This is a genomic window from Pseudomonas paeninsulae (assembly GCF_035621475.1).
GTDB classification, from domain to species: Bacteria; Pseudomonadota; Gammaproteobacteria; order Pseudomonadales; family Pseudomonadaceae; genus Aquipseudomonas; species Aquipseudomonas paeninsulae.
On sequence record NZ_CP141799.1, the window covers coordinates 2,861,084 to 2,887,041 of the forward strand.

Annotated in this window: 22 protein-coding genes and 2 tRNA genes; 1 reads left to right on the forward strand and 23 read right to left on the reverse strand. The window is 58.6% G+C overall.

Annotated features, from left to right (window positions below; genetic code table 11):
- Nucleotides 1-2: 2 nt before the first annotated feature.
- The 12 genes from VCJ09_RS13220 to VCJ09_RS13275 form a co-directional block, all read right to left on the reverse strand.
- Nucleotides 3-1,790: a restriction endonuclease subunit S gene (locus VCJ09_RS13220; RefSeq protein WP_324730652.1), complete on the reverse strand. Its 1,788-nt coding sequence runs from the start codon at nucleotides 1,788-1,790 to the stop codon at nucleotides 3-5.
- A complete protein-coding gene (locus VCJ09_RS13225) occupies nucleotides 1,790-4,570 on the reverse strand; it encodes a type I restriction endonuclease subunit R (RefSeq protein ID WP_324730653.1) in 2,781 nt (926 codons plus the stop codon). The genes VCJ09_RS13220 and VCJ09_RS13225 overlap by 1 nt, the downstream gene beginning before the upstream one ends.
- A gap of 208 nt (nucleotides 4,571-4,778) precedes the next feature.
- Nucleotides 4,779-4,855 (reverse strand) — tRNA-Pro (locus VCJ09_RS13230).
- A 90-nt stretch (nucleotides 4,856-4,945) separates the two neighbouring features.
- Nucleotides 4,946-5,302: a MerR family transcriptional regulator gene (locus VCJ09_RS13235; protein ID WP_079202152.1), complete on the reverse strand. Its 357-nt coding sequence runs from the start codon at nucleotides 5,300-5,302 to the stop codon at nucleotides 4,946-4,948.
- Nucleotides 5,283-5,585, reverse strand: coding sequence for an integration host factor subunit alpha (ihfA, locus tag VCJ09_RS13240; protein ID WP_003243414.1), 303 nt, complete (start codon nucleotides 5,583-5,585; stop codon nucleotides 5,283-5,285). Before ihfA ends, VCJ09_RS13235 begins: the two co-directional genes overlap by 20 nt.
- Nucleotides 5,586-5,588: 3 nt before the next feature.
- Complete coding sequence (gene pheT / locus VCJ09_RS13245; RefSeq protein ID WP_324730655.1) at nucleotides 5,589-7,967, reverse strand: phenylalanine--tRNA ligase subunit beta; 2,379 nt, start codon at nucleotides 7,965-7,967, stop codon at nucleotides 5,589-5,591.
- Between the two features lie 39 nt (nucleotides 7,968-8,006).
- Complete coding sequence (pheS, locus tag VCJ09_RS13250; RefSeq protein WP_324730656.1) at nucleotides 8,007-9,023, reverse strand: phenylalanine--tRNA ligase subunit alpha; 1,017 nt, start codon at nucleotides 9,021-9,023, stop codon at nucleotides 8,007-8,009.
- Between the two features lie 95 nt (nucleotides 9,024-9,118).
- Nucleotides 9,119-9,475, reverse strand: coding sequence for a 50S ribosomal protein L20 (rplT, locus tag VCJ09_RS13255; protein ID WP_079202155.1), 357 nt, complete (start codon nucleotides 9,473-9,475; stop codon nucleotides 9,119-9,121).
- Between the two features lie 25 nt (nucleotides 9,476-9,500).
- Complete coding sequence (rpmI, locus tag VCJ09_RS13260) at nucleotides 9,501-9,695, reverse strand: 50S ribosomal protein L35 (protein WP_079202156.1); 195 nt, start codon at nucleotides 9,693-9,695, stop codon at nucleotides 9,501-9,503.
- Nucleotides 9,696-9,754: 59 nt separating this feature from the next.
- On the reverse strand, nucleotides 9,755-10,306 hold the full coding sequence (gene infC / locus VCJ09_RS13265) for a translation initiation factor IF-3 (protein WP_177345268.1): 552 nt from the start codon (nucleotides 10,304-10,306) through the stop codon (nucleotides 9,755-9,757).
- Nucleotides 10,306-12,228 carry a threonine--tRNA ligase gene (gene thrS / locus VCJ09_RS13270; protein ID WP_324730657.1) on the reverse strand — a complete coding sequence of 641 codons (1,923 nt, stop codon included), beginning with the start codon at nucleotides 12,226-12,228 and terminating at the stop codon, nucleotides 10,306-10,308. Before thrS ends, infC begins: the two co-directional genes overlap by 1 nt.
- Before the next feature lie 238 nt (nucleotides 12,229-12,466).
- Nucleotides 12,467-12,543, reverse strand: a tRNA-Val gene (locus tag VCJ09_RS13275).
- Between the two features lie 184 nt (nucleotides 12,544-12,727).
- Here VCJ09_RS13275 and VCJ09_RS13280 point away from each other — a divergent pair.
- Nucleotides 12,728-14,011, forward strand: coding sequence for an NAD(P)/FAD-dependent oxidoreductase (locus VCJ09_RS13280; protein ID WP_324730658.1), 1,284 nt, complete (start codon nucleotides 12,728-12,730; stop codon nucleotides 14,009-14,011).
- Nucleotides 14,012-14,067: 56 nt separating this feature from the next.
- On the opposite strand, the gene VCJ09_RS13285 is transcribed toward VCJ09_RS13280, so the two are convergent.
- From VCJ09_RS13285 to ltrA, 11 genes are all read right to left on the reverse strand, one after another.
- Nucleotides 14,068-15,042, reverse strand: coding sequence for a PA2778 family cysteine peptidase (locus tag VCJ09_RS13285; protein WP_324730659.1), 975 nt, complete (start codon nucleotides 15,040-15,042; stop codon nucleotides 14,068-14,070).
- Nucleotides 15,027-15,431, reverse strand: coding sequence for a PA2779 family protein (locus VCJ09_RS13290; protein ID WP_079202161.1), 405 nt, complete (start codon nucleotides 15,429-15,431; stop codon nucleotides 15,027-15,029). Before VCJ09_RS13290 ends, VCJ09_RS13285 begins: the two co-directional genes overlap by 16 nt.
- Before the next feature lie 118 nt (nucleotides 15,432-15,549).
- The gene (locus VCJ09_RS13295; protein WP_324730660.1) at nucleotides 15,550-17,295 is read right to left on the reverse strand and encodes a PAS domain-containing hybrid sensor histidine kinase/response regulator; all 1,746 of its coding nucleotides are present in this window, start codon (nucleotides 17,293-17,295) and stop codon (nucleotides 15,550-15,552) included.
- Entirely contained in the window at nucleotides 17,279-18,442 is a 1,164-nt protein-coding gene (gene ercA / locus VCJ09_RS13300) for an alcohol dehydrogenase-like regulatory protein ErcA (RefSeq protein ID WP_324730661.1), read from the reverse strand. The genes VCJ09_RS13295 and ercA overlap by 17 nt, the downstream gene beginning before the upstream one ends.
- 215 nt (nucleotides 18,443-18,657) lie before the next feature.
- A complete protein-coding gene (locus VCJ09_RS13305) occupies nucleotides 18,658-20,538 on the reverse strand; it encodes an alpha/beta hydrolase family protein (protein WP_324730662.1) in 1,881 nt (626 codons plus the stop codon).
- Between the two features lie 16 nt (nucleotides 20,539-20,554).
- Nucleotides 20,555-21,709: a pyrroloquinoline quinone biosynthesis protein PqqE gene (pqqE, locus tag VCJ09_RS13310; RefSeq protein ID WP_324730663.1), complete on the reverse strand. Its 1,155-nt coding sequence runs from the start codon at nucleotides 21,707-21,709 to the stop codon at nucleotides 20,555-20,557.
- Complete coding sequence (gene pqqD / locus VCJ09_RS13315; RefSeq protein WP_324730664.1) at nucleotides 21,681-21,959, reverse strand: pyrroloquinoline quinone biosynthesis peptide chaperone PqqD; 279 nt, start codon at nucleotides 21,957-21,959, stop codon at nucleotides 21,681-21,683. Before pqqD ends, pqqE begins: the two co-directional genes overlap by 29 nt.
- Complete coding sequence (gene pqqC, locus VCJ09_RS13320; RefSeq protein WP_324730665.1) at nucleotides 21,956-22,708, reverse strand: pyrroloquinoline-quinone synthase PqqC; 753 nt, start codon at nucleotides 22,706-22,708, stop codon at nucleotides 21,956-21,958. Before pqqC ends, pqqD begins: the two co-directional genes overlap by 4 nt.
- Before the next feature lie 12 nt (nucleotides 22,709-22,720).
- Complete coding sequence (gene pqqB, locus VCJ09_RS13325) at nucleotides 22,721-23,635, reverse strand: pyrroloquinoline quinone biosynthesis protein PqqB (protein WP_324730666.1); 915 nt, start codon at nucleotides 23,633-23,635, stop codon at nucleotides 22,721-22,723.
- A 46-nt stretch (nucleotides 23,636-23,681) separates the two neighbouring features.
- Nucleotides 23,682-23,753: a pyrroloquinoline quinone precursor peptide PqqA gene (gene pqqA / locus VCJ09_RS13330; RefSeq protein WP_003284930.1), complete on the reverse strand. Its 72-nt coding sequence runs from the start codon at nucleotides 23,751-23,753 to the stop codon at nucleotides 23,682-23,684.
- Between the two features lie 381 nt (nucleotides 23,754-24,134).
- Nucleotides 24,135-25,556: a group II intron reverse transcriptase/maturase gene (gene ltrA, locus VCJ09_RS13335; protein WP_324730667.1), complete on the reverse strand. Its 1,422-nt coding sequence runs from the start codon at nucleotides 25,554-25,556 to the stop codon at nucleotides 24,135-24,137.
- Nucleotides 25,557-25,958 lie beyond the last annotated feature (402 nt).

Sequence of the window (25,958 nt, forward strand, 5' to 3'; positions counted from 1 at the left end):
GGTCAGCTTACCAGCAGTTTTAGACGGTCGTGGAGCTTGCGACCCTGCGCATCGGTGACCGCTTCCACGGCCAGCCGTCCCGCCTTGTCCAAAGCACGCAACTCTGCATAGAGCGCTTCAATCTGATCTGTCAGCGCACCATCGGCCACACCGCAGCGGCGGAAAGCTTCTTGTGCCGGAACCCAGTCTCCCGCTCCAGCAAGCACGTCGATCAATTTGCTCACCACGGCGGCGACCTCCTTCTGTTGTTTGGTTTTGCGTACCTTAGGCTGATTCTTACGCTCGGCCCGCTCGACGCGGATACGCTCCAACAGCACGCTGGCGGGTTCGTCGTTTGGGTCTTGCGGCACCAACTGGCCCGCGAAAGCGGCGCGTAGGATATTTTGGCGCTGGGCCGTGGATTGCTTTAGACCGTAGGCAATGCTCCCACCTTCGCTCACGATCGAGCTCAATGCTGCTTCAAGGGTATGCAGAAGCGCTTTTTGCTCGTCTTGCGGAGGCAGCGGAAATGGCAAGCTGCGGCAAACCTCCAGCGTCAAATTAGTCTGACCCGCCGTCGTCTTGGATCGAGCCTTGAGCCAGCGTTGAGCGCTTGGAGACAGCAAATATCGACAGATGAACCATGGTAATACACCTTCAACGGCGCGAAATATCGCAATAGCCTGATTGATATTCCACTCAGGGAAATCTGACGGCACTACTGAAACTTGACCGAGTGGCGGGCCAACAATATTCATCAGTACGTCATCGGGATAGACGGCGGAACGAGCTAAGAAGCCCTGATGCGTCTCAACGGATACGAATACTTCGTCAGCCAAATCCAACTCACCACGATCCGTGAGGTTAGTAACGCGCAGAAACGGGACTGTCTTTTCTCCGAAAATGTCCAAGTTCTTTGGCGGCGTCGTCCCTTTCGTGATGAACACGCACAGTTGCTCGCCACTCGCCCACACCCAGCCCTCCGGCAGTTTCGGCAAGTCGGTGGTGTCCGGCTGCACTGGCTCGGGATATTTCTTTTGCCAGTCTTTGGGCGGGGCGTTGCCTTGTTCCTTGAACTTGGCGAGTTGCTTGGCTTCCCAGCTGGCGCGTCGCTCGGTGAGGATGCGTTGCAACAGCTGTGCGCCGGTCTCAGCAGGCGTGTGCTGGGCGCGCCATTCAGCGGTGAGCGCGCCCTCCACAGCGGACTTCAGCAGCGACTGACGGTATTGCTTGAGCTTCTTCTGCGCGGCCTTGAGTTCGGCCACGCCGACATCGAGGTCAGTGAGCAGCTCTTCGAGTTTCGCGACGATGCGGGTTTGTTCGGCTCGGGGCGGCAGCGGAAGACCAATCTCACCAATCGTCTTTGACGACAGGTGCTTCACCGTCACGGAGGGCGTATTGGCGTTAATCGCTGCCAAGTAGCCAGGCAGCGCGAGTGAGAGCAGTTGCTTGTCGTACAGCGACTCGACTGGTGAAATTTTGCAGACCCGTTGATTCAGCAGTGCTGTTTTGCTGCCCCAGAACCCCGAATTGAAGTCGCCATCCATACCAACCAGTAGATCACCTTGCTGCACAAGGTAAGCATCTTCGTAAGTCCCGGCGTAATAGGTGTTTGTTTCACCAGTGACTACATCCCGGATGCGAATAAGCGGCATACCTTCTGTCGTACTAAAGAGTGCCGAGTCAAAGGGCGCACCATTTAGTATGGTGGCGACTTCTGCAAGCGGCACACGCTCCCACGTTGCATGCTTCCCGAGCATTCCCGACGTGTCAGCATCGATCAACTCGGCGACGGTCATTGTGAAAGCCATTACGCCACCATCTCCATATTCATTTCATTCATCAAGGTATCCAAGTCTTTGCCAAACAGCCCCCAGGCCTTTTGCAAGCCACCCTTGTCGGCCAGTTCGGCATAGTCAAAATCGTCTCGGCTGATGCTACAGCTGCTTGCAATATGGTCTTTCATCAGGCGTAGCCATTCAGTTTGCTCAGCTGTGAAGGCGGTACCGCGCTGGGCGTTGTGACGAAAGATCCATGTTTGAAAACGCTTATCCACTTCATCGGCAAAGGGCTTCAACTCAGCGTCCAGCCCGAGTGCAAAACGCAGCAGCGAGACCAAATCGGTGAGCTGGCGTTTGCGGTCTGCGCCCTTCACTGCACCGGCCTGCACGCGGGCATAGGCGCTCCACAGGCGCTCGGTGGTGAGCATCAGCGGCGGTTTGCTCAGGCGTTCGTGCAGGTCTTCGATCATGTCGAAAGTGATTGCGCGACGTTGGTAGGGTTGTTGATAGAAAAAGTCCAAAACTGCAATTTCGTCCTGGTGCTGCTTCAGGTAGTCAGCAAAGGTTTGAATCAACGCTTTTGCCTGCGCTTCCGCCTGTTCACTGAAGCCCGAAAACGTCACTTGATCCAGGTTGATATGGTCGATGATTTGCTCGCGCTCACGGCGGGCGTTTTCGATCTCGTCGCGCAGAGCCGGTTGGTCGAAAGGGGCGCAGGCAGCGGCCACGCGTTCGGCGCGTGCGACTTCAATTTCTTCGTGTAGCAAGGTATCCTCAGAGCGGGTGATGCCCTTGACCTTGGCGGTGGCCAAAGCGGCTTGCACGATGGCATCGGGGTCCAGCGCAGCGATCAGCCCCTTGCCCAATTGGGCCACGGGAATACCGCCGCTGGCTTTCTCGATCCGGGCCTGGGCCTTGTCGTCCAGTTGCTTGGCCAGGCGTACCAGGCGGTTAGCGAGCGAAAGCACAGTGTCGTCGTCGCGACTGCCCATCGCCACGCCTTGCAGCAGGTCTTTCAGCGCTATGCCGGGTTTTTTCTCCAGCGGGCGGCTTTCTGTTTTAAGCGATTTCTCCACGCCTACAGCATCGATCAACACAAAGCGAGTTTTCGCGCCATCGGCACTGTTGCTGACGCGTTTGAGGCTGTCGCCATCGAGGCTGCGCACACCGCGCCCCTTCATTTGTTCGTAGTAGCCTTTGCTGCGCACGTCACGCATGAAGAGCAGCACTTCCAGAGGTTTCACATCGGTGCCGGTGGCGATCATGTCCACAGTCACGGCTATGCGCGGGTTGTAATCGTTACGGAAGCTACTGAGGATGCTGTCGGCGTCTTCTTCAGCTTTGTAAGTGACCTTTTTGCAGAAGGCATTACCTTGCCCGTAGACCTCGCGCAGGATGTTGATGATGTCGTCGGCGTGGCTGTCAGTCTTGGCAAAGATCAGCGTTTTGGGTGTTTCTTTGCGCGCCGGAAAAATCTGCGTTTCCACAGCGGTTTTCATGGCCCGAATCACCTGCCGGATCTGGCTCACATTCACTACAGAGCGGTCGAGCTCCTTGCCTGTGTAGGCAGTGTCTTCATCGGTCTCAGCCCAGCGCTTTTTGCGCGTCTGCCGGTCGCGGTGGTCGACCCACTCCTTAGCCTTGAGCTGGCTCCCTTTCTGGGTAACTTCGGTTTCAATCTCGTATACGTCGTAACCGACGTTGACGCCATCGGCCACCGATTGCTCATAGGTATATTCGGCGACGATGTTTTCGTTAAAGAAGCCGAAAGTGCGCTTGTCGGGCGTAGCGGTGAGACCGATCAGGCTGGCATCGTAATAGTCGAGCACCTGCTTCCAGAGGTTGTAGATGCTGCGGTGGCATTCATCGATGATGATGAAATCGAAAGTTTCCACTGGCACGGCGGGGTTGTAGCGGACGAGCTTTACTTGTTTAGCCGTCTGCTGCACTTCGTTGAGCGAGACATCTTCGACCGAGTCATCAATCGGCTCGCCGCTCAGAATGGAGTACATGCGCTGAATGGTACTGATGCACACCTGCGAGTGCGGGTCGATGTTGGGCGAGGCCAACCGCTGCACATTGTAAAGCTCGGTGAACTTGCGGCCATCATCCGGCGGCGTGTAGGCCATAAATTCCTGATGGGCCTGTTTGCCGAGGTTGCGGGTATCGACCAGAAACAAGATGCGTTTGGCACCGCCGAACTTGAGCAAGCGGTAGACGGAGGTGATGGCAGTGAAGGTTTTGCCCGCTCCGGTTGCCATGTGTACCAAGGCGCGAGGCTTGTTCAGTGCCAGCGACTGCTCCAGTCCAGTAACAGCGCTGACCTGGCAGTCGCGTAGGTCGCGCTCAGGCAGTACGGGCATTTGCTCGGCCAGACGGCGGCGCAGGGTTTCCGGCTGAGTCAACCAGGTCGCAAGCGTTTCAGGCTTGAAGAAGCTGAATATTTCGCGCGAGCGAGGCGCAGGGTCGGCGTTGTCAGTAAAACGGATGATCTGGCCGGTGGCCTCGAACAGAAAACGCAGAGGTGTGTTGTCTTTTCGCCATCTGAGATTGGCAGTGGCATAACGCTCGGTCTGGCTTTCGGTGGCAGTGAGGTTCTCGCCTGCACTGTCTTTCTTGGCTTCAATCACACCCACGGCGATGCGGTTAACGAAAAGCACATAGTCGGCTGGGCCGGTGTCCGTAGGATATTCACGAACGACTACGCCCACGCCTGCAGACAGATTGATCAGCTTCATGTCCTGGATGACCCAACCGGCGTTTTCGAGCTTTTGATCGATCTGCTGACGTGCTTTTGTTTCTGGCGTCATGATGCTGGTCCCTGCAAATGTCCGCACAATTGGATTAGAACGATAACTGCTCCACATCTAGCCTCATCCTAATCCCACACGACCGGCAAGCCAATCTCAATTGGCAACCAATTGGCAACCAGAACCGTCAAATCCACAGTAGAAACAAAAAACATCAGACATAAAAAAATCCAGTCACCGCTAAGTGACTGGATTTTCTGGAGATTTATGGTCGGGACGGAGTGATTCGAACACTCGACCCCTAGCACCCCATGCTAGTGCGCTACCGGACTGCGCTACGCCCCGACTAGGCGTGAAACTGTTTTCGTACACCCTAAAACGACGCAAACTATACTATAAGCTTCTGAAATATGGAAACTTTTTTGAATAGCTACGCTATTTTTTGAGTACATGTAGGACATCTTCCAACTCGGCAATCGTCTGCCTGATGAGCTGCTTGTACTGCGTGGTGTCATCTTTGGCCTCATCACCAGAAAGACGCTGACGAGCCCCTCCGATGGTAAAGCCTTGCTCATATAACAATGCGCGGATTTGACGAATCATCAACACATCCTGGCGTTGATAATATCGCCGATTACCGCGACGTTTGACCGGGTTGAGCTGGGGAAACTCCTGCTCCCAATACCGCAATACATGCGGTTTGACTGCACAGAGTTCGCTTACCTCGCCGATCGTGAAATACCGCTTGCCTGGTATGGCGGGTAATTCGTCGTTATGACTTGGTTCCAGCATACGCTTCAACCCTGGCTTTTAGTTTCTGGCCTGGACGGAAAGTCACCACACGGCGCGCCGTGATTGGGATTTCCTCTCCCGTTTTTGGATTACGACCGGGGCGCTGACGCTTATCGCGCAGATCAAAGTTGCCGAACCCCGAGAGCTTGACCTGCTCGTTGAGCTCAAGCGCTTGCCGGATCTCTTCGAAGAACAGCTCTACCAATTCCTTGGCTTCCCGTTTATTCAGGCCTAACTCTTCATACAGACGTTCCGCCATTTCAGCTTTCGTCAGAGCCCCCATACGCTACTTCCTTAACGTGGCGTTAAACCTTTGTTCCAGGGAGGTGAGGACATTTTGTGCTGCAGTGCTCACCTCATCGTCATTAAGAGTGCGCGATGGATGCTGCCAGGTCAAGCCGACGGCAAGGCTTTTTCTATGCGGATCAATACCTTTACCGTGATACACGTCAAATAGCTTGAGGTCAGTCAACCACTCGCCCGCCGCTTCACGAATTTCCGCGAGCAATGTTGCAGCCGGCACATCACGATCCACCAGCAAAGCCAAGTCTCGGCGCACCTCAGGAAAGCGCGACAGCTCCTGGAACTTCGGCATATGGCCTTGAGCGATTTCCGCCAATACCAACTCGAACATATACACAGGCTGATCAAACCCCAGCGTCTTGCTCAGTTCAGGATGCATGGCGCCCAAGAAGCCGACCAATTGACCATCACGCTCAATACGCGCGGTTTGCCCTGGATGCAAAGCCGCATGCTCGGCGGGAGTGAAATTGAAGCGGTAACCCGCCCCTGCACTGGCCAACAACGCCTCAACATCGGCCTTCACATCATAGAAGTCGACATCCTCGCGGCCATGGGCCCAGTTTTCCGACAGCCGACTACCGCAAATCACCCCTGCGAGCATCGGCTCCTGCTTGAGCCCTTCCAGCTGACCAACAAAGCGCAAGCCACTTTCAAACAGACGCACACGTGACTGTTGACGATTGAGGTTATGCTCCATCGCCTTGACCAAGCCTGGCCATAGTGATGAGCGCATAGCAGCCATGTCGGCCGATATCGGGTTAGCCAACATCAGCGGCTCAACACCAGGGTGAAACAGCTCGAACAGCTTGGGATCGATAAAGCTGTAGGTGATGGCTTCCTGGTAACCCCGTGCCACCAACAAACGACGCAGAGCCGGCAACTCGACAGCCGCCTCCGCCTTTGGCTGCGGCGCCAGGCGCGCTTGCGGATAACGCACCGGCAAACGGTTGTAGCCGTACAAGCGCGCCAGCTCTTCAATCAGATCGACCTCGATGCTGATATCGAAGCGGTGACTGGGAACTGTCACTTGCCAATGCCCCTCACCACTAGCACTGACACCCAGCCCCAGCGCCGCCAGCAAACGGACGATCTCTGCATCGTCCATTTTCAATCCGAGCATTTGCTCGATGCGCTCAGCGCGCAGGGTAACCGGGGCGATGCTCGGCAATTGCTGCTGATCAACGACTTCAATGATCGGACCAGCCTCACCACCGACAATTTCCAGCAATAATCCAGTGGCCCGCTCCATGGCTTCACGCGCGAGCTGCCAATCCACGCCACGTTCGAAACGGTGCGAAGAGTCGGTGTGCAGGCCATAGGAACGCGCCTTGCCGGCAATCGCGATGGTGTCGAAAAAGGCGCTTTCCAGGAACAGGTCGCAAGTTTTTGCGCTCACGCCGCTATGTTCACCCCCCATCACGCCGGCAATCGCCAGTGCGCGATTGTGGTCGGCGATGACCAGGGTGTCGGCACGCAAACTGACTTCCTGGCCGTCGAGCAGCACCAGCTTCTCGCCCTCCTCGGCCATGCGCACACGGATGCCGCCATTGATCTCGGCGAGATCGAAGGCATGCATCGGCTGACCCAGCTCAAGCATGACGTAGTTGGTGATATCTACCGCGGCATCGATGCTGCGCACATCGGCGCGGCGCAGACGTTCGACCATCCACAACGGCGTCGGCTTGGACAGATCGACGTTACGCACCACGCGCCCGAGGTAGCGCGGGCAGGCTTGCGCGGCCAACACCTCGACCGGGCGTACCTCATCATGACTCGGCGCAACCGCAGCAATCTGCGGACGAGCAACAGGCGCGTCGTACAAGGCACCGACTTCACGAGCCAGGCCCGCCAAGGACAGGCAATCGCCGCGGTTCGGCGTCAGGTCGACCTCGATGCTGGCATCGTCCAGCTCGAGATAAGCACGAATATCCTGCCCCACCGGCGCGTCGCTCGGCAGCTCCATCAGGCCATCGTTTTCTTCACTGATCTGCAGCTCGGAGGCCGAGCAGAGCATGCCATTGGACTCGACGCCACGCAGCTTGGCCTTCTTGATCTTGAAGTCGCCCGGCAGCTCGGCACCGATCATGGCGAAGGGAATCTTCAGGCCGGGGCGCACATTAGGCGCGCCACACACCACCTGAAAGGTTTCCTCGCCATTGCTGATTTGGCACACACGCAGCTTGTCGGCATCCGGATGCTGCTCAGTGCTGAGCACCTCACCCACCACCACGCCGCTGAATGCCCCGGCAGCCGGGGTCACGCTATCTACTTCGAGGCCCGCCATGGACAGGCGCGCCACCAGCTCGTCACGGGAAACCTGCGGGTTTACCCAGCTACGCAGCCACTGTTCACTGAATTTCATCCTGCTCTCCTAAAACTGATCGGTTACGGTCGTGCGGCCCTAGCGAAATTGCGCCAGGAATCGCAGGTCGTTATCGAAGAACAGACGTAAGTCGTTGACGCCGTAACGCAACATGGCCAGACGCTCGACGCCCATGCCGAAGGCGAAGCCGGAATATTTTTCGGGGTCGATACCGGACATGCGCAGCACGTTCGGATGCACCATGCCGCAACCCATCACTTCCAGCCAGCCGGTCTGCTTGCATACACGGCAACCTTTGCCGCTGCACATCACACACTGCATATCGACTTCAGCCGAGGGCTCGGTGAACGGAAAGAAGGACGGACGGAAGCGCACGCCCAATGGCTTCTCGAAGAACACGCGAAGGAACTCTTCAATGGTGCCCTTGAGGTCGGCAAAGCTCACATTCTCGTCGACCAGCAGGCCTTCGACCTGGTGGAACATCGGCGAGTGAGTGATATCGGAGTCGCAGCGGTATACGCGGCCTGGGCAAATAATGCGGATCGGCGGCTGCTGCGATTCCATGGTGCGCACCTGAACCGGCGAGGTGTGGGTGCGCAGCAACATATTCGCGTTGAAATAGAAGGTGTCATGCATCGCCCGGGCCGGGTGGTGGCCGGGGATATTGAGCGCCTCGAAATTGTGGTAGTCGTTTTCCACTTCGGGGCCTTCGGCGATGCCGTAGCCAATCCGAGTGAAGAACTGCTCGACTCGCTCCAGAGTCCGGGTAACCGGATGCAGACCGCCAGAGGTCTGGCCGCGCCCAGGCAGAGTCACGTCTATGCGCTCGGCCGCCAGCTTGGCACTCAGCGCCACCTGCTCAAGAGTTGCCTTGCGGCTGTTCAGGGCGTCCTGAACCTTGTCCTTGGCGGCATTGATTAAGGCGCCGGCTTGCGGACGCTCTTCTGCCGACAGGTTGCCCAGGGTCTTCATCACCTGGGTCAGCTCGCCTTTCTTGCCCAGATAGTGAACCCGCAATTGCTCGAGGGCATTCACATCGTCGGTGTGGCTAACGGCCTCAAGCGCTTGCGAGACCAGCACATCCAGATTTTCCATTTACAGACTCCAGATACGAAATAGGGGAAGAGCTTGAAAGCTCTTCCCCTATTGGTGACGTTTAGCACCGGGCGAACCCGGTGATTGCCGGGGACTTAAGCCAGAGTGGCTTTCGCTTTTTCGACAATCGCAGCAAACGCCGCTTTTTCGTTCACTGCCAGATCAGCCAAAACCTTACGGTCGATCTCGATGGACGCTTTTTTCAGGCCGGCAATGAAACGGCTGTAAGACAGACCGTTAACACGAGCACCAGCATTGATACGAGCGATCCACAGGGCGCGGAACTGACGCTTCCTCTGACGGCGGTCGCGGTAGGCGTATTGGCCTGCCTTGATCACTGCCTGCTTGGCAACGCGGAATACGCGCGAACGCGCACCGTAGTAGCCTTTAGCGAGTTTCAGAATTTTTTTGTGACGCTTGCGAGCAATAACGCCGCGCTTAACACGAGCCATGAGTAATTTCCTCTATCTTGACCGATTAACGAACGCGCAGCATGCGCGCCACTTTTGCCACGTCAGACGGATGCACCATGGTGCTACCGCGAAGTTGACGCTTACGCTTAGTGGACATCTTGGTCAGGATGTGGCTCTTGAAAGCGTGCTTGTGCTTGAAGCCATTAGCGGTTTTAAGAAAACGCTTGGCTGCACCACTCTTGGTTTTCATCTTTGGCATGTTCGGTACTCCGCATTCAGTTGATAAACATAACCGCAAGGCCTGCCGTGCCCTGGTGGTTACTTCTTCTTTTTGGGGGCGATGACCATTATCAGTTGGCGTCCTTCCATCTTTGGATGCTGTTCAACCGAGCCATATTCAAGCAGGTCAGCTTCAACCCGCTTCAACAGCTCCATTCCCAGCTCCTGATGCGCCATCTCACGGCCACGGAATCGCAAAGATACCTTGGCCCTGTCCCCTTCACTCAGGAAACGTACCAGGTTGCGCAGTTTTACCTGGTAATCCCCTTCCTCCGTCCCTGGACGAAACTTGATTTCTTTAACCTGGACTTGCTTCTGGTTTTTCTTTGCAGCAGCGACCTGCTTCTTCTTTTCGAAGATCGACTTGCCGTAGTCCATGACTCGGCAAACCGGAGGAATCGCATCAGCAGAAATTTCCACCAAATCCAGTTTGGATTCTTCGGCGATTCTAAGCGCTTCATCAATCGAGACGATGCCAATTTGCTCGCCTTCAGCGCCAATTAACCGAACCTCGCGTGCCGAGATATTCTCGTTGATCGGGGCTTTCGGGGCAGCTCGTTTATCTTGTCTCATTTCACGCTTAATAATGATTACTCCACATCTTGGCGACCACGCCGGGAAACCGCCTGCGCGAGAAATTCAGCGAATTGAGCGATGGGCATCGAGCCCAGATCAGCACCTTCACGGGTACGCACGGCGACAGTTTGCATCTCTACTTCCCGATCTCCGATAACCAAGAGATAGGGAACCTTGAGCAAAGTATGCTCGCGGATTTTAAAGCCAATTTTTTCGTTTCTCAAGTCAGACTTGGCACGAAAGCCGCTTTGGTTGAGTGTTTTTTCCACTTCCAAGGCAAATTCGGCCTGTTTATCGGTGATATTCATCACCATGACCTGAGTTGGCGCCAACCACGCTGGGAATGCCCCCTCGTAGTGCTCGATCAGAATCCCGATAAAGCGCTCGAAGGAACCGAGAATCGCGCGGTGCAACATCACCGGATGCTTACGGCTGTTGTCCTCACTGACGTATTCGGCGCCCAAACGTACCGGCAGGTTGAAATCGAGCTGCAGGGTACCACACTGCCAGACACGACCCAGACAATCCTTCAGCGAGAATTCGATCTTCGGCCCGTAGAAGGCGCCTTCTCCCGGCTGCAGATCATAAGTCAGGCCAGCACTGTCCAGCGCCGAGGCCAGCGCCGCTTCGGCACGATCCCACAACTCATCGGAACCCACGCGTTTGTCCGGGCGGGTCGAAAGCTTGAGCTGGATATCGGTAAAGCCGAAATCAGCATAGACCGCCAGCGTCAGCTTGATGAAATCAGCGGACTCCGCCTGCATCTGCTCTTCGGTACAGAAGATATGCGCATCGTCCTGAGTAAAACCACGCACACGCATGATGCCGTGCAGCGCACCGGACGGTTCATTACGGTGGCAGGCGCCGAACTCGGCCAAGCGCATCGGCAGCTCGCGGTAGCTCTTCAAGCCCTGATTGAACACCTGCACGTGGCACGGGCAGTTCATCGGCTTGATCGCGTAATCGCGGCTTTCCGACTCGGTAGTGAACATGTTTTCGGCATAGTTGGCCCAATGCCCGGATTTCTCCCACAAAGAGCGATCCACCAACTGCGGCGTCTTGATTTCCAGGTAACCATGCTCGTGTTGCACTTTGCGCATGTACTGCTCAAGCACCTGGTACAGGGTCCAGCCATTGGGATGCCAGAACACCATGCCCGGCGCTTCTTCCTGGGTATGAAATAGATTCAGGCGCTTGCCGATCTTGCGGTGATCGCGTTTCTCAGCTTCTTCGATACGCTGGATATAGGCCGCCAGCTGCTTCTTGTCGGCCCAGGCGGTGCCATAGACGCGCTGTAGCTGCTCGTTCTTCGCGTCGCCGCGCCAATAGGCACCGGACAGCTTGGTCAGCTTGAACGCCTTGAGGAAGCGGGTATTCGGCACGTGCGGACCACGACACATGTCGACGTATTCTTCGTGGTAATACAGGCCCAGGGCCTGCTCGTCCGGCATGTCTTCGACCAGGCGCAGCTTGTAGTCCTCGCCACGCGAGGCAAACACATCGATCACCTCGGCGCGCGGGGTTACCTTCTTGATCACGTCGTAGTCTTTTTCGATCAGCTGCTGCATGCGCTGCTCGATCGCCGCCACGTCCTCAAGCGTAAAGGGCCGCTCAGAAGCAATGTCGTAGTAGAAGCCTTCTTCGATGACTGGACCGATCACCATCTTGGCAGCGGGAAACAACTGCTTGACCGCATGACCGATCAAATGCGCACAAGAGTGGCGGATAATCTCCAGCCCTTCCTGATCTTTTGGCGTAATGATTTGCAGGGTCGCGTCGCTGCTGATCAAATCACAGGCATCGACCAGCTTGCCATTGACCTTGCCGGCCACCGTGGCTTTAGCCAAGCCAGCGCCAATGGACTGCGCCACTTCAAGCACAGATACCGGATGATCGAATGGACGCTGACTGCCGTCGGGAAGAGTAATGATGGGCATGGCGCCTCCTCTCCTAGTGGTGACCTCTACCAAAGGCCACATGGGTTGGGATGAGCCAGTAAGCGATTCGGCGGTATGCCTGCCTTACAGTGGCAGGAGCTTGTTAGCCAACCTGAACCGAACCAGAGTCACTGGAGGTTTATACGCATTAAGCAACGGCCGGATGCTTCCAGAAAGCCTGAGCACTGGCAAGCCGCCCAATAAAAAAGGGTCGCCTGGGCGACCCTTTTTATCGAATTGGTAGGCACAATTGGATTCGAACCAACGACCCCCACCATGTCAAGGTGGTGCTCTAACCAACTGAGCTATGTGCCTCCGATGGGTGCGCATTCTACGGAGGCGCTAAAAAGAGTCAACACTTTTTTCTCTAACTGCCTGAATAAATGAATTTTTTACTGTTCAGCGCAGCGTTTAATATTTCGCACAGGGCACTAGCCGGACATTTTCAACTCGGGTAGCATCAGCACATCCGTAAAAAATAAAGAACAGAGGTTGCAATATGGCGCACACCGCTTATCCACAATCCTACTATGCCGCTTCTGCCAACCCGGCTCCGCCACGCCCGGAACTGAATGGCGAAGTGGAAACAGACGTCTGCATTATCGGTGCGGGCTACACCGGCTTGTCCACGGCCATAGCTCTGCTGGAAAGCGGCTTCAAGGTAAGCATTGTCGAGGCTGCCAAGGTAGGTTTCGGCGCCTCGGGTCGTAACGGCGGTCAAATCGTCAACAGTTACAGCCGCGACATCGATACCATAGAGCGCACCGTCGGCCCCAAGCATGCGCAACTGCTGGGCCAGATGGCATTCGAAGGCGGCCGGATCATTCGTGAGCGCATAGCCAAGTACAACATCCAGTGCGACCTCAAGGATGGTGGTGTGTTCGCCGCGATCACGCCCAAGCAAATGGGACACCTGGAAGCACAGAAGAAGTTGTGGGAGCGCTATGGGCATACTCAACTAGAACTGCTGGACGCCAAGCGCATACGTGAAGTGGTGGCGAGCGAGAACTATATCGGCGGCATGCTCGACATGAGCGGCGGACATATCCACCCGCTCAATCTGGCGCTGGGTGAAGCCGCGGCAATCGAATCCCTGGGCGGAGTAATTTACGAGCAATCCCCGGCTATCCGGATCGAGCGTGGCGCCAATCCGATCGTGCATACCCCCCAGGGTCGGGTTAAAGCCAAGTTTGTGGTAGTTGCCGGCAACGCTTACCTAGGCAATCTGATTCCCGAGTTGTCGGCCAAGTCGATGCCCTGTGGTACCCAGGTCATCACCACCGAACCGCTATCGGACGAGTTGGCAAAGAGCCTGTTACCGCAGGACTACTGCGTCGAAGACTGCAACTACCTGCTCGACTACTACCGCTTGAGCGGTGACAAGCGCCTGATCTTCGGCGGCGGCGTAGTCTATGGCGCGCGCGACCCGGCCAACATCGAGGCGATAATTCGGCCGAACATGCTCAAGACCTTCCCCCAGCTCAAAGACGTCAAAATTGATTACGCCTGGACCGGTAACTTCCTGCTAACCCTGTCGCGCCTACCCCAGGTCGGTCGCCTCGGTGACAACATCTACTACTCGCAGGGCTGCAGCGGCCATGGCGTGACCTACACCCACGTGGCTGGAAAGGTGCTGGCCGAAGCCCTACGCGGCCAGGCCGAGCGTTTCGACGCCTTCGCCGAACTGCCGCACTACCCCTTCCCGGGTGGCGACCTGTTGCGCATCCCCTTCACCGCAATGGGCGCCTGGTACTACAGCCTGCGCGACAAGTTCGGATTCTAACTACTCGTCCAGACAAACCAACGGCGCCTTATGGCGCCGTTGGTTTGTCTGCCCTGTCAGTTAGCTTGTGGGCAAACCGGAGGAGATAAGCACTGTTGTGCCGATCCATCGACCGTAGATTTCACTCCCGTGGTAAATCGCTGATCATCTGGAGCCAGCCGCCGGGCGCAGACCCTCGCCTGCTCGGCGGCTTGCTGGCAGCCTCGATCGGTCAATACCTGCGACAAGTTGAACCAACCCGCGGCAAAGTCCGGCTGCTGTGCCAGGCTTTTACGTAAAGCCGTTTCAGCCCCGAGCGCATCCCCACTGGCATAGCGGCTGTTGGCCAAGGCAAACCAACCCAATGACTCATTCGGCCACTGTTGAGTGGCAGTGCGATAGGCGCGCTGCGCCGCAGCGACCCGCCCGGTTTCTTCCAGATCGCTGGCGGCCTTGAGCCAGGGCCGCAGTTCAGCCTGAGCCGGTAGCGTATCTGTCGGCAAGGTCAAGACAGCCCAACGGCCACCCCGCTCCCAGGTCTTGTCGAAGCTACTGAAGCTGGTCAGCCAGCGCCGCGTGGTGCCCGAACGCAAAATCAAGGTGCGTTCCCGCTGGTCATAGCCAACCACCACGGCAAAGTGCCAGCGCGGGTACCAATCGAAGGCCAGGTTTTGCAGCACCAACACCGGATTACCCGCTGCCACTTCGGCAATCAATGCTTGCAGACGCGGCTGCAGCGGGTATACCAGCATATCGTGGGCCCGGGCGGCCGCCACCATTTCTACTTGCAGGCTACCGTCACGCGCAGGAATGAACACCCTATCCTTGAGTAGGCCGGGACTGGTCACTACTCCACGCTGGTTGAGCATGGTCGCCAACGCTGCCGGTCCGCATTGATAGGCACTCTGCGCAAAAAACGGCACATCGCTCAGCTCTACTCGTTCCGGCAAACGCGAAGTCTCCGGTGGCAACACCGGAGACTTCGCGCAGGCGGCAAGCAGAACAATCAGAACGAGTGGAAGGAGGTTCCTGCCAATCAACGATTTATGCATTTGACGAAATTGAAGATGTTAGTGGCGCAGAGCAAATCGGTAATGATAAAGATCACCAGGAACAGCACGATGATCCCTACAACACCACCGGCACCTGCGGGGGCTTGCGATAGTTGCTGATTGAACTGTGCCAACTCGGCACTGGTCAGGCTGTTGATACGCCCTTCAACCTGGGAACGGTCAACACCCATACTCAACAACTTTTCCTGAACACCCTGTTCATCAAGCATGCTCAGCAATTGTTGGCGATCGACCTGCTGTTGTTGCTCGGCCAACACCTCACCAGTGCCTATCATGGCCGCATTAGCCAGGGGGATCTGGACAATCATCAGAACGTGAAACACCGCCAACATTGCAGCCATACGCCGGAAGAACGAGTGATTGTGCATAAGGGTTATCTCCTTGAAGAACCATGTCCCTAAACCTGAACGGTTTGAAAGGACTCCATCCCAGCATAGTCAATAAAAACCACTCGACTGTCTGACAGCACACATATAGCCCTCTTTCTCACAAGATGGTCGAGTCGTGCAGCATCTGACTGACTACCGCGCGCAGCTTGCCGGGCTTGACCGGTTTATTGAGCAGCGGCATGCCCATGCGCTGCAACTCGCGACGACACTGATCACTTCGGTCCGCAGTGATCATCACCGCTGGAATCGATGAGTCAAAGTGCTGACGCAAATACGCCACCACAGCGCAACCCAGCACATCATGGTCAAGATGGAAGTCCGCCAGAATCAAATCCGGTGCCCGCCCATCAAGCGCCTGCACAGCGGCCTCCTGATCGACCGCAGTCACTACCACGCAACCCCACTGCTCGAGCAACGCCGCCATGCTATGAAGGATGCTCAACTCGTTATCCAGCACCAACAGGCGCCGTCCCGGCAGCGGATCACCGACTAACGGCTGAATCGATACAGTAGCGGGGGTCGCACTAATAACCTGCTGTGCCAAGGGCACCCGAATGGCAAACACCGACCCGCGTCCTGGCTGCGAGCGCACCTCGACCGGATAACCCAACATCCGCGCAATCCGCTCGACTATCGCCAGCCCCAGACCAACTCCCCGGCGTTCGGCGGCGCGGCCGACATTCAGCTGGTTGAACTCGAGAAAGATGTTGCCCAACTGATCTTCGGAGATACCGCGCCCGGTATCCCACACCTGAAGTTCGAGAAACTCGCCGCGTTTTCGTACGCCCAAGAGGATGCGGCCCTGCTCGGTATAGCGACAGGCATTACTCAGGAAATTACGCAGGATGCGTGTCAGCAGGCGGAAATCCGTGCTGATCGTAAAGTCAGGTATGTGCACCTTCAGGTGCACCCCCTCGGCGGCGGCTACCGATTGAAACTCAGACGCCAGAGGCGCCAGCAAATCCTGCAACCGATATGCATCAATATCCGGTTTGATCGCCGCCTGGTCGAGCTTGGAAATATCCAGCAAATCGGTGAGTAGATCCTCGGCCCCCTCCAGTGCCTGGTGGCTGCGCTCGACCAGATGGTGCTCGGCCGCTGGCAAGCTGCGCTCGCGCAGGGTGGAGATCAACAGACGTGCAGCGTTGAGTGGCTGCAACAGATCATGGCTGGCGGTTGCCAGGTACTTGTCCTTGCTGTGGTTGGCTGCTTGCGCGGCATCGCGTGCCTCGCGCAACTCTTGCTCGATCCGTTTGCGCTCGACGATCTGCTGCAGCAGGTTGCGATTGGCTTCCTGCAACTCGGCAGTCCGTGCGCTGACCCGTTGCTCCAGCTCTTCATTGAGCTGCTGCAAGCGCTGCTGGGCCTGCTTGCGCTCGCTAATATCGGCGACGAAGCCTTCGAACAGGCCCTGCTCGTCCGGTTTGAGCAGCAGGTTCATCAGCACGTCGATGACCCGGCCGTCCTTGCGCCGCAGCTGGGTTTCGTAGCCAATCAGGCCGCGCTCAGTTTCCAGCGCTTGACGAATATGCTGCATTTCCTCGGCACCGCCAACGAACAGGTAGGTGGCCAGGTCGGTCAGCGACCAGAGCACTTCTTCCGGGTCGTCATAACCGAGCATTCGCGCCAGGGCCGGATTGGCCGCGCGCAAGCCCTCCTGCAAACTGGCCTGGAAGATGCCGTGCACGGCGTGCTCGAACAGCCACTTGTAGCGGTTGCGCTCGGTTTCCAGGTCTTCCAGGCGCGCCAGCAACTCCGGGTAATGACTCTTGCGCACCGAATGGGTGCCCAGCCCGAGCAGGTCGGTGAGCGCCTGTCGCTGCTGGTCAGAGGGCTTCGGCATAGACGACCTCGACATCGCCCTGAGTCGAATCCCGCGGATTGGTGAGGATGCACGGATCCTGCATGGCATTGCGTGACAGGAATGGAATGTCGGAACTGCCAACCCCATGCAGCCCCAGGGTTTCATGAAAGCCGACCGCGTGCTTGAACTGGATCAGATGCTCGACCAAGCGCTGACGGATCTGCCGGTGACTGAGGCCACGACTGTCGATGCCCAAGGTCTCGGCGACCATCTTGAAGCGATCCGGCGAGGCGTTGTAGTTGAACGCCACCACATGTTCGACCAGCACCGCGTTGCACAGGCCGTGCGGCAGATCGAGGAAGCCGCCGAGGCTGTGCGACATGGCATGCACCGCCCCGAGGATGGCGTTGGAAAACGCCAGACCGGCCTGCATGCTGCCGAGCATGATTTTCGCGCGCAGCTCAATATCCGCGGGATTGGCGATCATCGCTACCAGGTTGCCGTTGATCAGGCGCATGGCTTCCAGGGCGTGGGCATCGGTCAGCGGTCCTGAACCCGTGGAGACGAAGGCCTCGATGGCATGCACCAGGGCATCGATGCCGGTGCAGGCGGAGAGGAACGGATCCATGCTCAGGGTGGTTTCCGGGTCGATCAGCGACACATCGGGCACCGCGCCCTTGCTGACGATGGAGAATTTCATCCGTGCGTCCTGATTGGAGATGATCACGAACTGCGACACGTCGGCCGAGGTACCGGCGGTGGTAGGGATCAGGATCAGCGGCGGACTCGGCACGCGCAGGGTATCGACACCCTCGAACTCGATAATATTGCGGCCATGGGCCACGGCGATACCGATGCCCTTGGCGCAATCCATCGGGCTGCCGCCACCCACTGCCACTATCACGTTGCAGCCCTGACTGAGGTAGGTCTCGGCGCCGAGCATAACCTCTTCGCTGCGTGGATTGGGCGATACCTGGGTGTACAGGCAGTGTTCGATGCCTTGACGCTGCAGACTGGCCTGTACATCGGCGACCCAGCCGGCGGCCAAGACGCCCGGATCCGAAACCAGCAGTACCTTGCGCGCGCCATAGTTGGCCGCGTAGTTGCCCACGCTATGCCGGCAGCCCGCACCAAAGACGATTTCCGGCGAGACGAATTTACGATGAAGACTGATATCGGCGCTCATGCCACTGCCTACTGCTTGTTGTTCTGACTACCGCTCAGCGTACTGGATTCACCTGCCAATGCAATGCCACCTGAGCCGGCTGGCTGTCGTTGCGCAGTAGTGCTGTTCAGGTAGCAGCGGTGTTGGCCGCGAACTGCAAAAGTTGCTGATGTAGACGCCGCCGCTTTCGGTCGAGACCACTGCCACTGGTATCCCGTCAGGCAATTGCGGGCGGCTCAAGCAGGTTGTTGCAGCAGTCGCTGGTAGAAGCGCCACTCCTGCTCCAGGGCATGGGCCTGGTTGCGGGCCTGGCGAAAGCCGTGTCCTTCCTGCGGATACAAGTGGTAGTCCACCGTCATTCCGCGCGCGCGCAGGGCGGCAACCATGGCCTCGGTTTGTGCCGGTAGCACCACCGCATCCTGGCCACCCTGAAAGAAGATCACGGGCGCCACGATCTGCTCGGCATGCAGCAACGGCGTGCGCGCGGCATAGCGCTGCGCATCCCGTAGCGGATCACCGATCAGCCAATCGAGGTAATCGGCCTCGAACTTGTGCGTCACCTGGCGCAGGGCCAAGGGATCACTTACGCCGTAGAGACTCGCGCCGCCGCGGAATGTCCGACTGAAGGCCAAGGCACACAGGGCCGTGTAGCCGCCGGCGCTGGCGCCACGGATAAAGGCCTTGGCCGGGTCGATCAGAGCGAGGCCGGCCAGGTGCTCGACCAACGCGCAGGCATCCTCGACATCCAGCGCGCCCCATTGCTCATGCAGACGCATCCGATAGGCACGGCCAAAGCCGGTGCTGCCGCGATAGTTCAGGTCGGCCACGGCAAAGCCGCGCTGAGTCCAGAACTGGATGCGCGGATCGAACACCGGGTAACACGCCGAGGTCGGCCCGCCATGCAGGAACACCAGCAGCGGCGGCTTTTCCCCAACCGGCCCACGACAGCCGCTGTTACGCGGCGGGTAGAAGAACCCACGGCAGGGTTCCTCACTGCCACTGACGAACAGCAGCGGCTGCGGGTGTGATACCTCGGCCTGTGGCAAGGCGACCTCGGCACCGGCCAGCACCCGGCACTGGCGGCTGCTGCGGTCGATCGCCAGCACCGCACTGCCCCGTTCGGGCGAGGCGGCGATCAGGTAGAAATTCGTCTCATCGGCAGCCAGTTGGCGAAAGCGGCTGTAGCCCTGAGCCAAGGGCTGTCCGTTTTCATCACCTGGCTCACACTCGGCCAGCAGCGCGAAACCCTCCTCGAACCAGCTCAGCAGCAGACTGTCGCCAGCCAGCGCCAAGTAATTGCGATTGCCCAGCTGCCAGGGTGCACTGGCGTGGTCGGCGGCCGCGCAGGGCAACGGCATCATCTGGCCCTCGGCCGCCTCACGCCAGGGTTGCCAATAACCGTGGCGATCACTGAGCACCAGCAGGCGTCCCTGCGCGTCGAAACAGGGTTGTTGCAGCGATTCTTCGGCCGTTTGCCCGGCGACTACCCGTGCATCGCGCCAAGCACCCCTGGCATCACGCCGGGCGCTGCACAGACGTGTGGCGATCCAGGGTTGGTGTGGGCGATCCCACTCGATCCAGGCCAGACGCTGACCATCGCCACTGACTGCCGGCCCGGCATAGAAATCACCACCCTCGGCCACCACCTGCCGCGCCCCATCGGCCAGGGCGATGCTGACCAAGCTATGGGTGACCTGCCCTGCTCCGTGGTTTTCCTCGACGGCGACTATCGCCTGGGTCACCGGGTCGAATTGCAGATCACCGAAGCGGCAGTCGACTTGTCGGCTCAGCACCTCGGGGACTGCCCCCAGCCGCTGCCAATAGATCTGCTGATCGGCCTCGTTGACGAACGCCAGGCCATCATCGGTCAAACAGAATGCGCCGCCGCCGTATTCATACACCCGGCTACGCACCGACATCGTGGCGGGCGTCAGGCACTCACGCTGCTGCGGTGTGCAGTGCCACAGCGTCGAGCGAGCATCGGCAGGGTCATATTGCAGCCATACCACACCACCCAGCCCGGCGCGCAGCTCGGCGAAATCGCGACCGGCCGCAGCCGCCTGATCGCTCGACCAGGCGCTGTGCCAAAATCCATAAGCGGCGCTAGTGCTGCTCAAGGCGATAGTTACTCCCTCAGACCTTGCAGATCAGCTTAGAGGCTTTCTCGTTGCGAAACTGCAACGTATCCAATGCCCCTGGCGCCTCTTCGGCGTCCAGGCGGGCTTGCACAATCACGTCATGGTGCGCCGACTTGCTGCACACCGGATCGGCGTTGCTGGCATCTCCCGTGAGCATGAAAGCCTGGCAGCGGCAACCACCGAAATCCTTGGCCTTCTCGTCGCAGGAGCGGCACGGTTCGAGCATCCAGTCGTCGCCGCGAAAACGGTTGAAACCGAAGGAGTGTCGCCAGATGTGCTCGATGCTGTGCTCGCGCACATTGGGAAACTGCACCGGCAACTGGCGGGCGCTGTGGCATGGCAGCGCGGTGCCGTCCGGGGTGATGTCGAGGAACAGGTTGCCCCAGCCGTTCATGCAGGCCTTCGGCCGTTCTTCGTAGTAATCCGGGGTGACGAAGATCAGCTTGCACGGGTGGTTTTCGGCCGCCAGCTTAGCGCGCCACTCGTTGGTGATGCGCTCGGCACGCTCTAGCTGGGCGCGGGTCGGCAGCAGGCCGGCGCGGTTGAGCTCGGCCCAGCCATAGAACTGGCAGGTGGCCAACTCGACGAAATCGGCCTCCAACTCCAGGCACAGCTCGATGATTCGCTCGATATTGTCGATATTGTGCCGGTGGGTGACGAAATTCAGCACCATGGGATAACCGGCCGCCTTGACCGCCCGAGCCATCGCCAACTTGTGGGCGAAGGCCTTCTTCGAGCCGGCCAGCATGTTGTTCACTTCCTCATCGGCGGCCTGAAAGCTGATCTGGATATGATCCAGGCCGGCTTCGCTGAAACTGGCGATACGCGCTTCGCTGAGGCCGATGCCGGAAGTGATCAGGTTGGTGTAATAGCCAAGATCCCGCGCGGCCTTGATCAGCTCGGCGAGATCCTGGCGCACCAGCGGTTCGCCGCCGGAAAAGCCCAGCTGCGCCGCACCCAACGCGCGGGCCTGGCGAAACACCTCAATCCATTCGGCAGTCGTCAGTTCCTGACCTTGCTGGGAAAAATCCAACGGGTTTGAACAATACGGGCACTGCAGCGGGCAGCGGTAGGTCAGTTCGGCCAGCAACCACAGTGGCGGGCCCGGCTCATGCCCCGGTTTACTGTAACTCGATCCAGAACTGAGCATTGGCTACCTCCATAAAGGCCAGGATGTCCTCATCGAGTCCCGGCACGTCCGGGAAGCGCTCACTCAAGGTGTCGATGATCTGGCCGACGCTGTGCGCACCATTGACCTGCTGGAGAATTTCCCCGGCACTGTCGTTGAGTTTGATCATGCCTTCCGGATAAAGCAGCACATGGCAGTTCTGCACGGGCTCCCATTGCAGACGAAAGCCGCGGCGCAGCTTGGGCACTTGCTGGATGTTCAACTGATTCATAGGGTAATACCTCGGTGCCAAACCCGCGCGCTGGTGACCGTGTGGTAAGGCGCACGCTCCAGCTCGTAGGCCATGCTCATGGCATCGAGCATGCTCCACAGTACGTCCAGCTTGAATTGCAGGATCTCCAGCATGCGCTGCTGACCCTCGTAAGTCGTGTAGTGCTGCAAGGTGATGCGCAGCCCGTGCTCGACATCGCGGCGCGCCTCGCTCAAGCGCTTGCGGAAGTAGTCGTAAGCGCTGGCGTCGATCCAGGGGTAATGCTGCGGCCAGGCATCCAGACGCGATTGATGAATAGTCGGGGCGAACAGTTCGGTCAACGAACTGCTGGCCGCTTCCTGCCAGTTGGCGCGACGGGCGAAATTGACGTAGGCATCGACGGCGAAGCGCACCCCCGGCAACACCAGTTCCTGCGACAGCACCTGCTCACGCTCCAGGCCCACGGCCTCGGCTAGGCGCAGCCAGGCTTCGATACCACCCTCCTCGCCGGGCGCGCCGTCATGGTCGAGGATGCGCTGCACCCATTCACGTCGGGTGTCGCGATCCGGGCAGTTGGCCATGATCGCGGCGTCCTTCAACGGGATGTTCACCTGGTAATAGAACCGATTCGCCACCCAACCCTGGATCTGCTCGCGGCTGGATTGGCCGGCGTACATCGCCCGATGAAATGGATGATGGATATGGTAGTAGGCGCCCTTGGCGCGCAATGCCTGCTCGAACTCGGCAGGGCTCATCGCGGGTTGGCTCATGTGCCTGGCTCCTTACAGCTGGATGCTCATGCCGTCCCAAGCAACGTCGATGGCGTGCGCATTCAGCTCGGCGCGCTCTGGCGAATCGACATCAAGGATCGGGTTGGTGTTGTTGATATGAATCAGAATTTTCTGTTTGGCCGGCAGGCCGTCGAGCACTTCGATCATGCCGCCAGGACCGCTTTGCGGCAGATGGCCCATTTCGCTGCCGAGCTTGTCGCCGACCTCACACTGGCGCATTTCGTCGTCGCGCCACAAGGTGCCATCGACCAGCAGGCAATCGGCGCGGCGCATCCAGGCCAGCAGCCGATCATCGATCTGGCCCAGGCCGGGAGCGTAGAACAAGCTGCCACCCGTGCGCAGGTCTTCGACAAACAGGCCAATGTTGTCGCCCGGGTGCGGGTTGCCGCGGTGCGGCGAATACGGCGGCGCGCTGCTGCGCAAGGCAATCGCGGTAATCTGCAAATCCGGGCAGACGGGAATGCTGAACGGCACGCCATCCAGCTCGATCAGGTTGTGCCGCAAGCCACCGTTCCAGTGCTCGAGCATGTTGAACAGAGGAAAGCCCGTAGTCAGATCCTGATGCACCATCTCGGTACACCAGACTTGATGCGGACAACCCTCGCGCAGGGTCAGCAAGCCGGTACAGTGATCGATCTGACTGTCCATCAGCATGACGGCGCCGATCGCCGTGTCCCGCGGCTTGCGCGCGGGCTGCAGGGCCGGGAACGCCTCGATCTGCGCGCGGATATCCGGTGAAGCGTTGCACAGGATCCAGTCCTTGCCGTTGTCACTCAGGGCAATCGAGGACTGGGTGCGCGGCTGCGCGCGCAGGCTACCGCTGCGCACGCCACTGCAGTTGCGACAATTGCAGTTCCACTGGGGAAAGCCGCCGCCGGCGGCGGAACCGAGAATCTGGATATGCATGGTGAATTCCGGGTGATATGCCCCGACAGTGTCGGGGCAAAGCCAATCAACGATTGGCGAAGTACATGGTGACTTCGAAACCAATACGCATATCGGTGAAGGCGGGTTTAGTCCACATGGCGCGGTCCTCTTCTTATCAAGCCGGCAAATTCCGGTAGTGCTAGTTATGCACCCAAACAGCGCGCGACAGAATGGTACTTTGGGAGGAAGTCGGACTGGTATTGGGAGGACAGGCCAATACCAGAGCAGCGCTCGCCTCCTGCGCCGCGCTGTAGAGCGGTGCAGGCCCCGCAGGCCCTTATCGACCGGATCGACGACCGGCCAATAAAGGCAAGGAGGTAATCGCCCTGCTGCGCCTCTTCTCCAAACCCAGCGCATCCTCCTGCTAGTTAGCTCAGCAGGAGAAAACCTTGTTCAGGACGGGACACATCGAGTAGGAGGAGGCCTCACGGCCTCCGTCCTCTCACACCACCGTACGTACGGTTCCGTATACGGCGGTTCAGGCTATGCGGCTAAGCCGGTTGATCGTATCCAGTATTGAGACCAGCCCAAGCCGATCCCACAGCTTCTTTGGCAGCGCCTGATTCATATGCGATGCCCCTGAGTTCCACCATGGCCCCCGACCGTTGACTGCCGATTTCCAGGCGCGCACTTCACTGAGTCCTAAACGCATCAGGTTACGCGCCCTCGTAAAGGGCCGTTTCCATTGTCGCCAGATTACACAGCGAAGTTTATGGCGCACCCAGCCATCAAGCTCTTCGAGCGGTCGTTTGCTTTGGCTCAGTTTGAAGTACCCGCTCCAGCCTCGCAGTACCGGATTTAATCGCTCGATGACATGCGCCATCTTGCGTCCCCGGTTGCTACGCAGAAGCGTTCTGAGTCGGTCGCGCAGGCGACGCAGGCTCATGGTTGCCACTCTCAGTCTCGGCTGCTGGTGCCAGCTCATCCCATAGCCCAGGTAGTCGCAGATCCAGGGGCGTGCCACTCGGCTCTTTTCCCGATTCAGCGTCAGTTTCAGCCGCCGGTTCAGGACGCGCTCAACGCTGGCCATTACGCGCACACCGGCTCGCTGGCTGCGCACATAGATGTTCGCGTCATCGGCATAGCGTACGAAGCGATGGCCCCGCTTTGTCAGCTCGCGATCGAGTTCGTTGAGCAGGATGTTCGACAGCAACGGCGAGAGCGGGCCGCCTTGCGGCGCCCCTTCCTGCCGGCGGCTGGTGACCCCGCCCGACATCACCCCGGCCTCGAGATAACGGCGAATCAGCCTGAGCACTCGCTTGTCTTCAACCTGGCGCTGCACATGGGCCATCAATACATCGTGGTTGACCCGATCGAAGAACTTCTCCAGATCGAGTTCCACGCACCAGCGGTGGCCTGCCGCCACATGGGCACGGGCTGTTTCGATGGCTTGGTGGGCGCTTCTGCCCGGACGAAAGCCGTAGCTGTAGTCCGAGAACAGCGAGTCGAAGATTGGCGTGAGCTGTTGCAACAGAGCCTGTTGGATCAGGCGATCCACGACGCTGGGGATACCCAGCTGTCTTGTGCCGCCTTTGGGCTTGGGCATGTCAACGGCGCGCACACCTTGCGGGTGATACTCGCCGGCCAGCAACCTCGCCTTGAGGGTTGGCCAATACTGTTTCACGTAGCCCGCCAATTCGTAGACCGTCATGCCATCGGCACCCGGCGCACCCTTGTTGCTGACCACGCGGCGATACGCACGTTTGAGGTTGGCAGGTGCAAGCACCCGCTCCATCAGCGTGTCCGGCTCCGCGTTCGTCCACGCCACAGACGCCGTCGATGCTTGCGCCCTGTCAGCCGTCATCCTCGGATACCGTCCGGGACCTGGGGTAACAGTTTTCTCTTGGAGAATATTCTGCGTTTCAACATTCGACGAGACTCTGACGCCTACTGGCGGCATAACCTGTTCGGCCCTTGGTGGCGCGGTTATTCACCACTTATTACGGCGTCGGCTGACTTCTGCACGCTCATCCCGACGCCTCGCGGCGCTCGGTAGCACACTGGCAAACATGCAGATCTCCCAGGGTAATTCGCGCGACCTTCCTGCTTATGCCTGTCGGATCTACGTCGCAGCGTTCCGTGCAAGTATTGGGCTTTGACGGTATGGGCCGCCTCACCTCGCTGCGCCGCCTCTATCCGCTTCCTGTTCGTCAGGCCAGCATTTTGCCTCGGGCTTCCTTCAGATTCGCAGTCACCCACGACACCCTTGCCTCTGGCTAACACTTCCCCTTGCCGGGTGTGTAGAGGACTTGCACCTCCAAGTCACCAGCGTGGCCACCACAGCCAAACTGGTTGCGCTTGC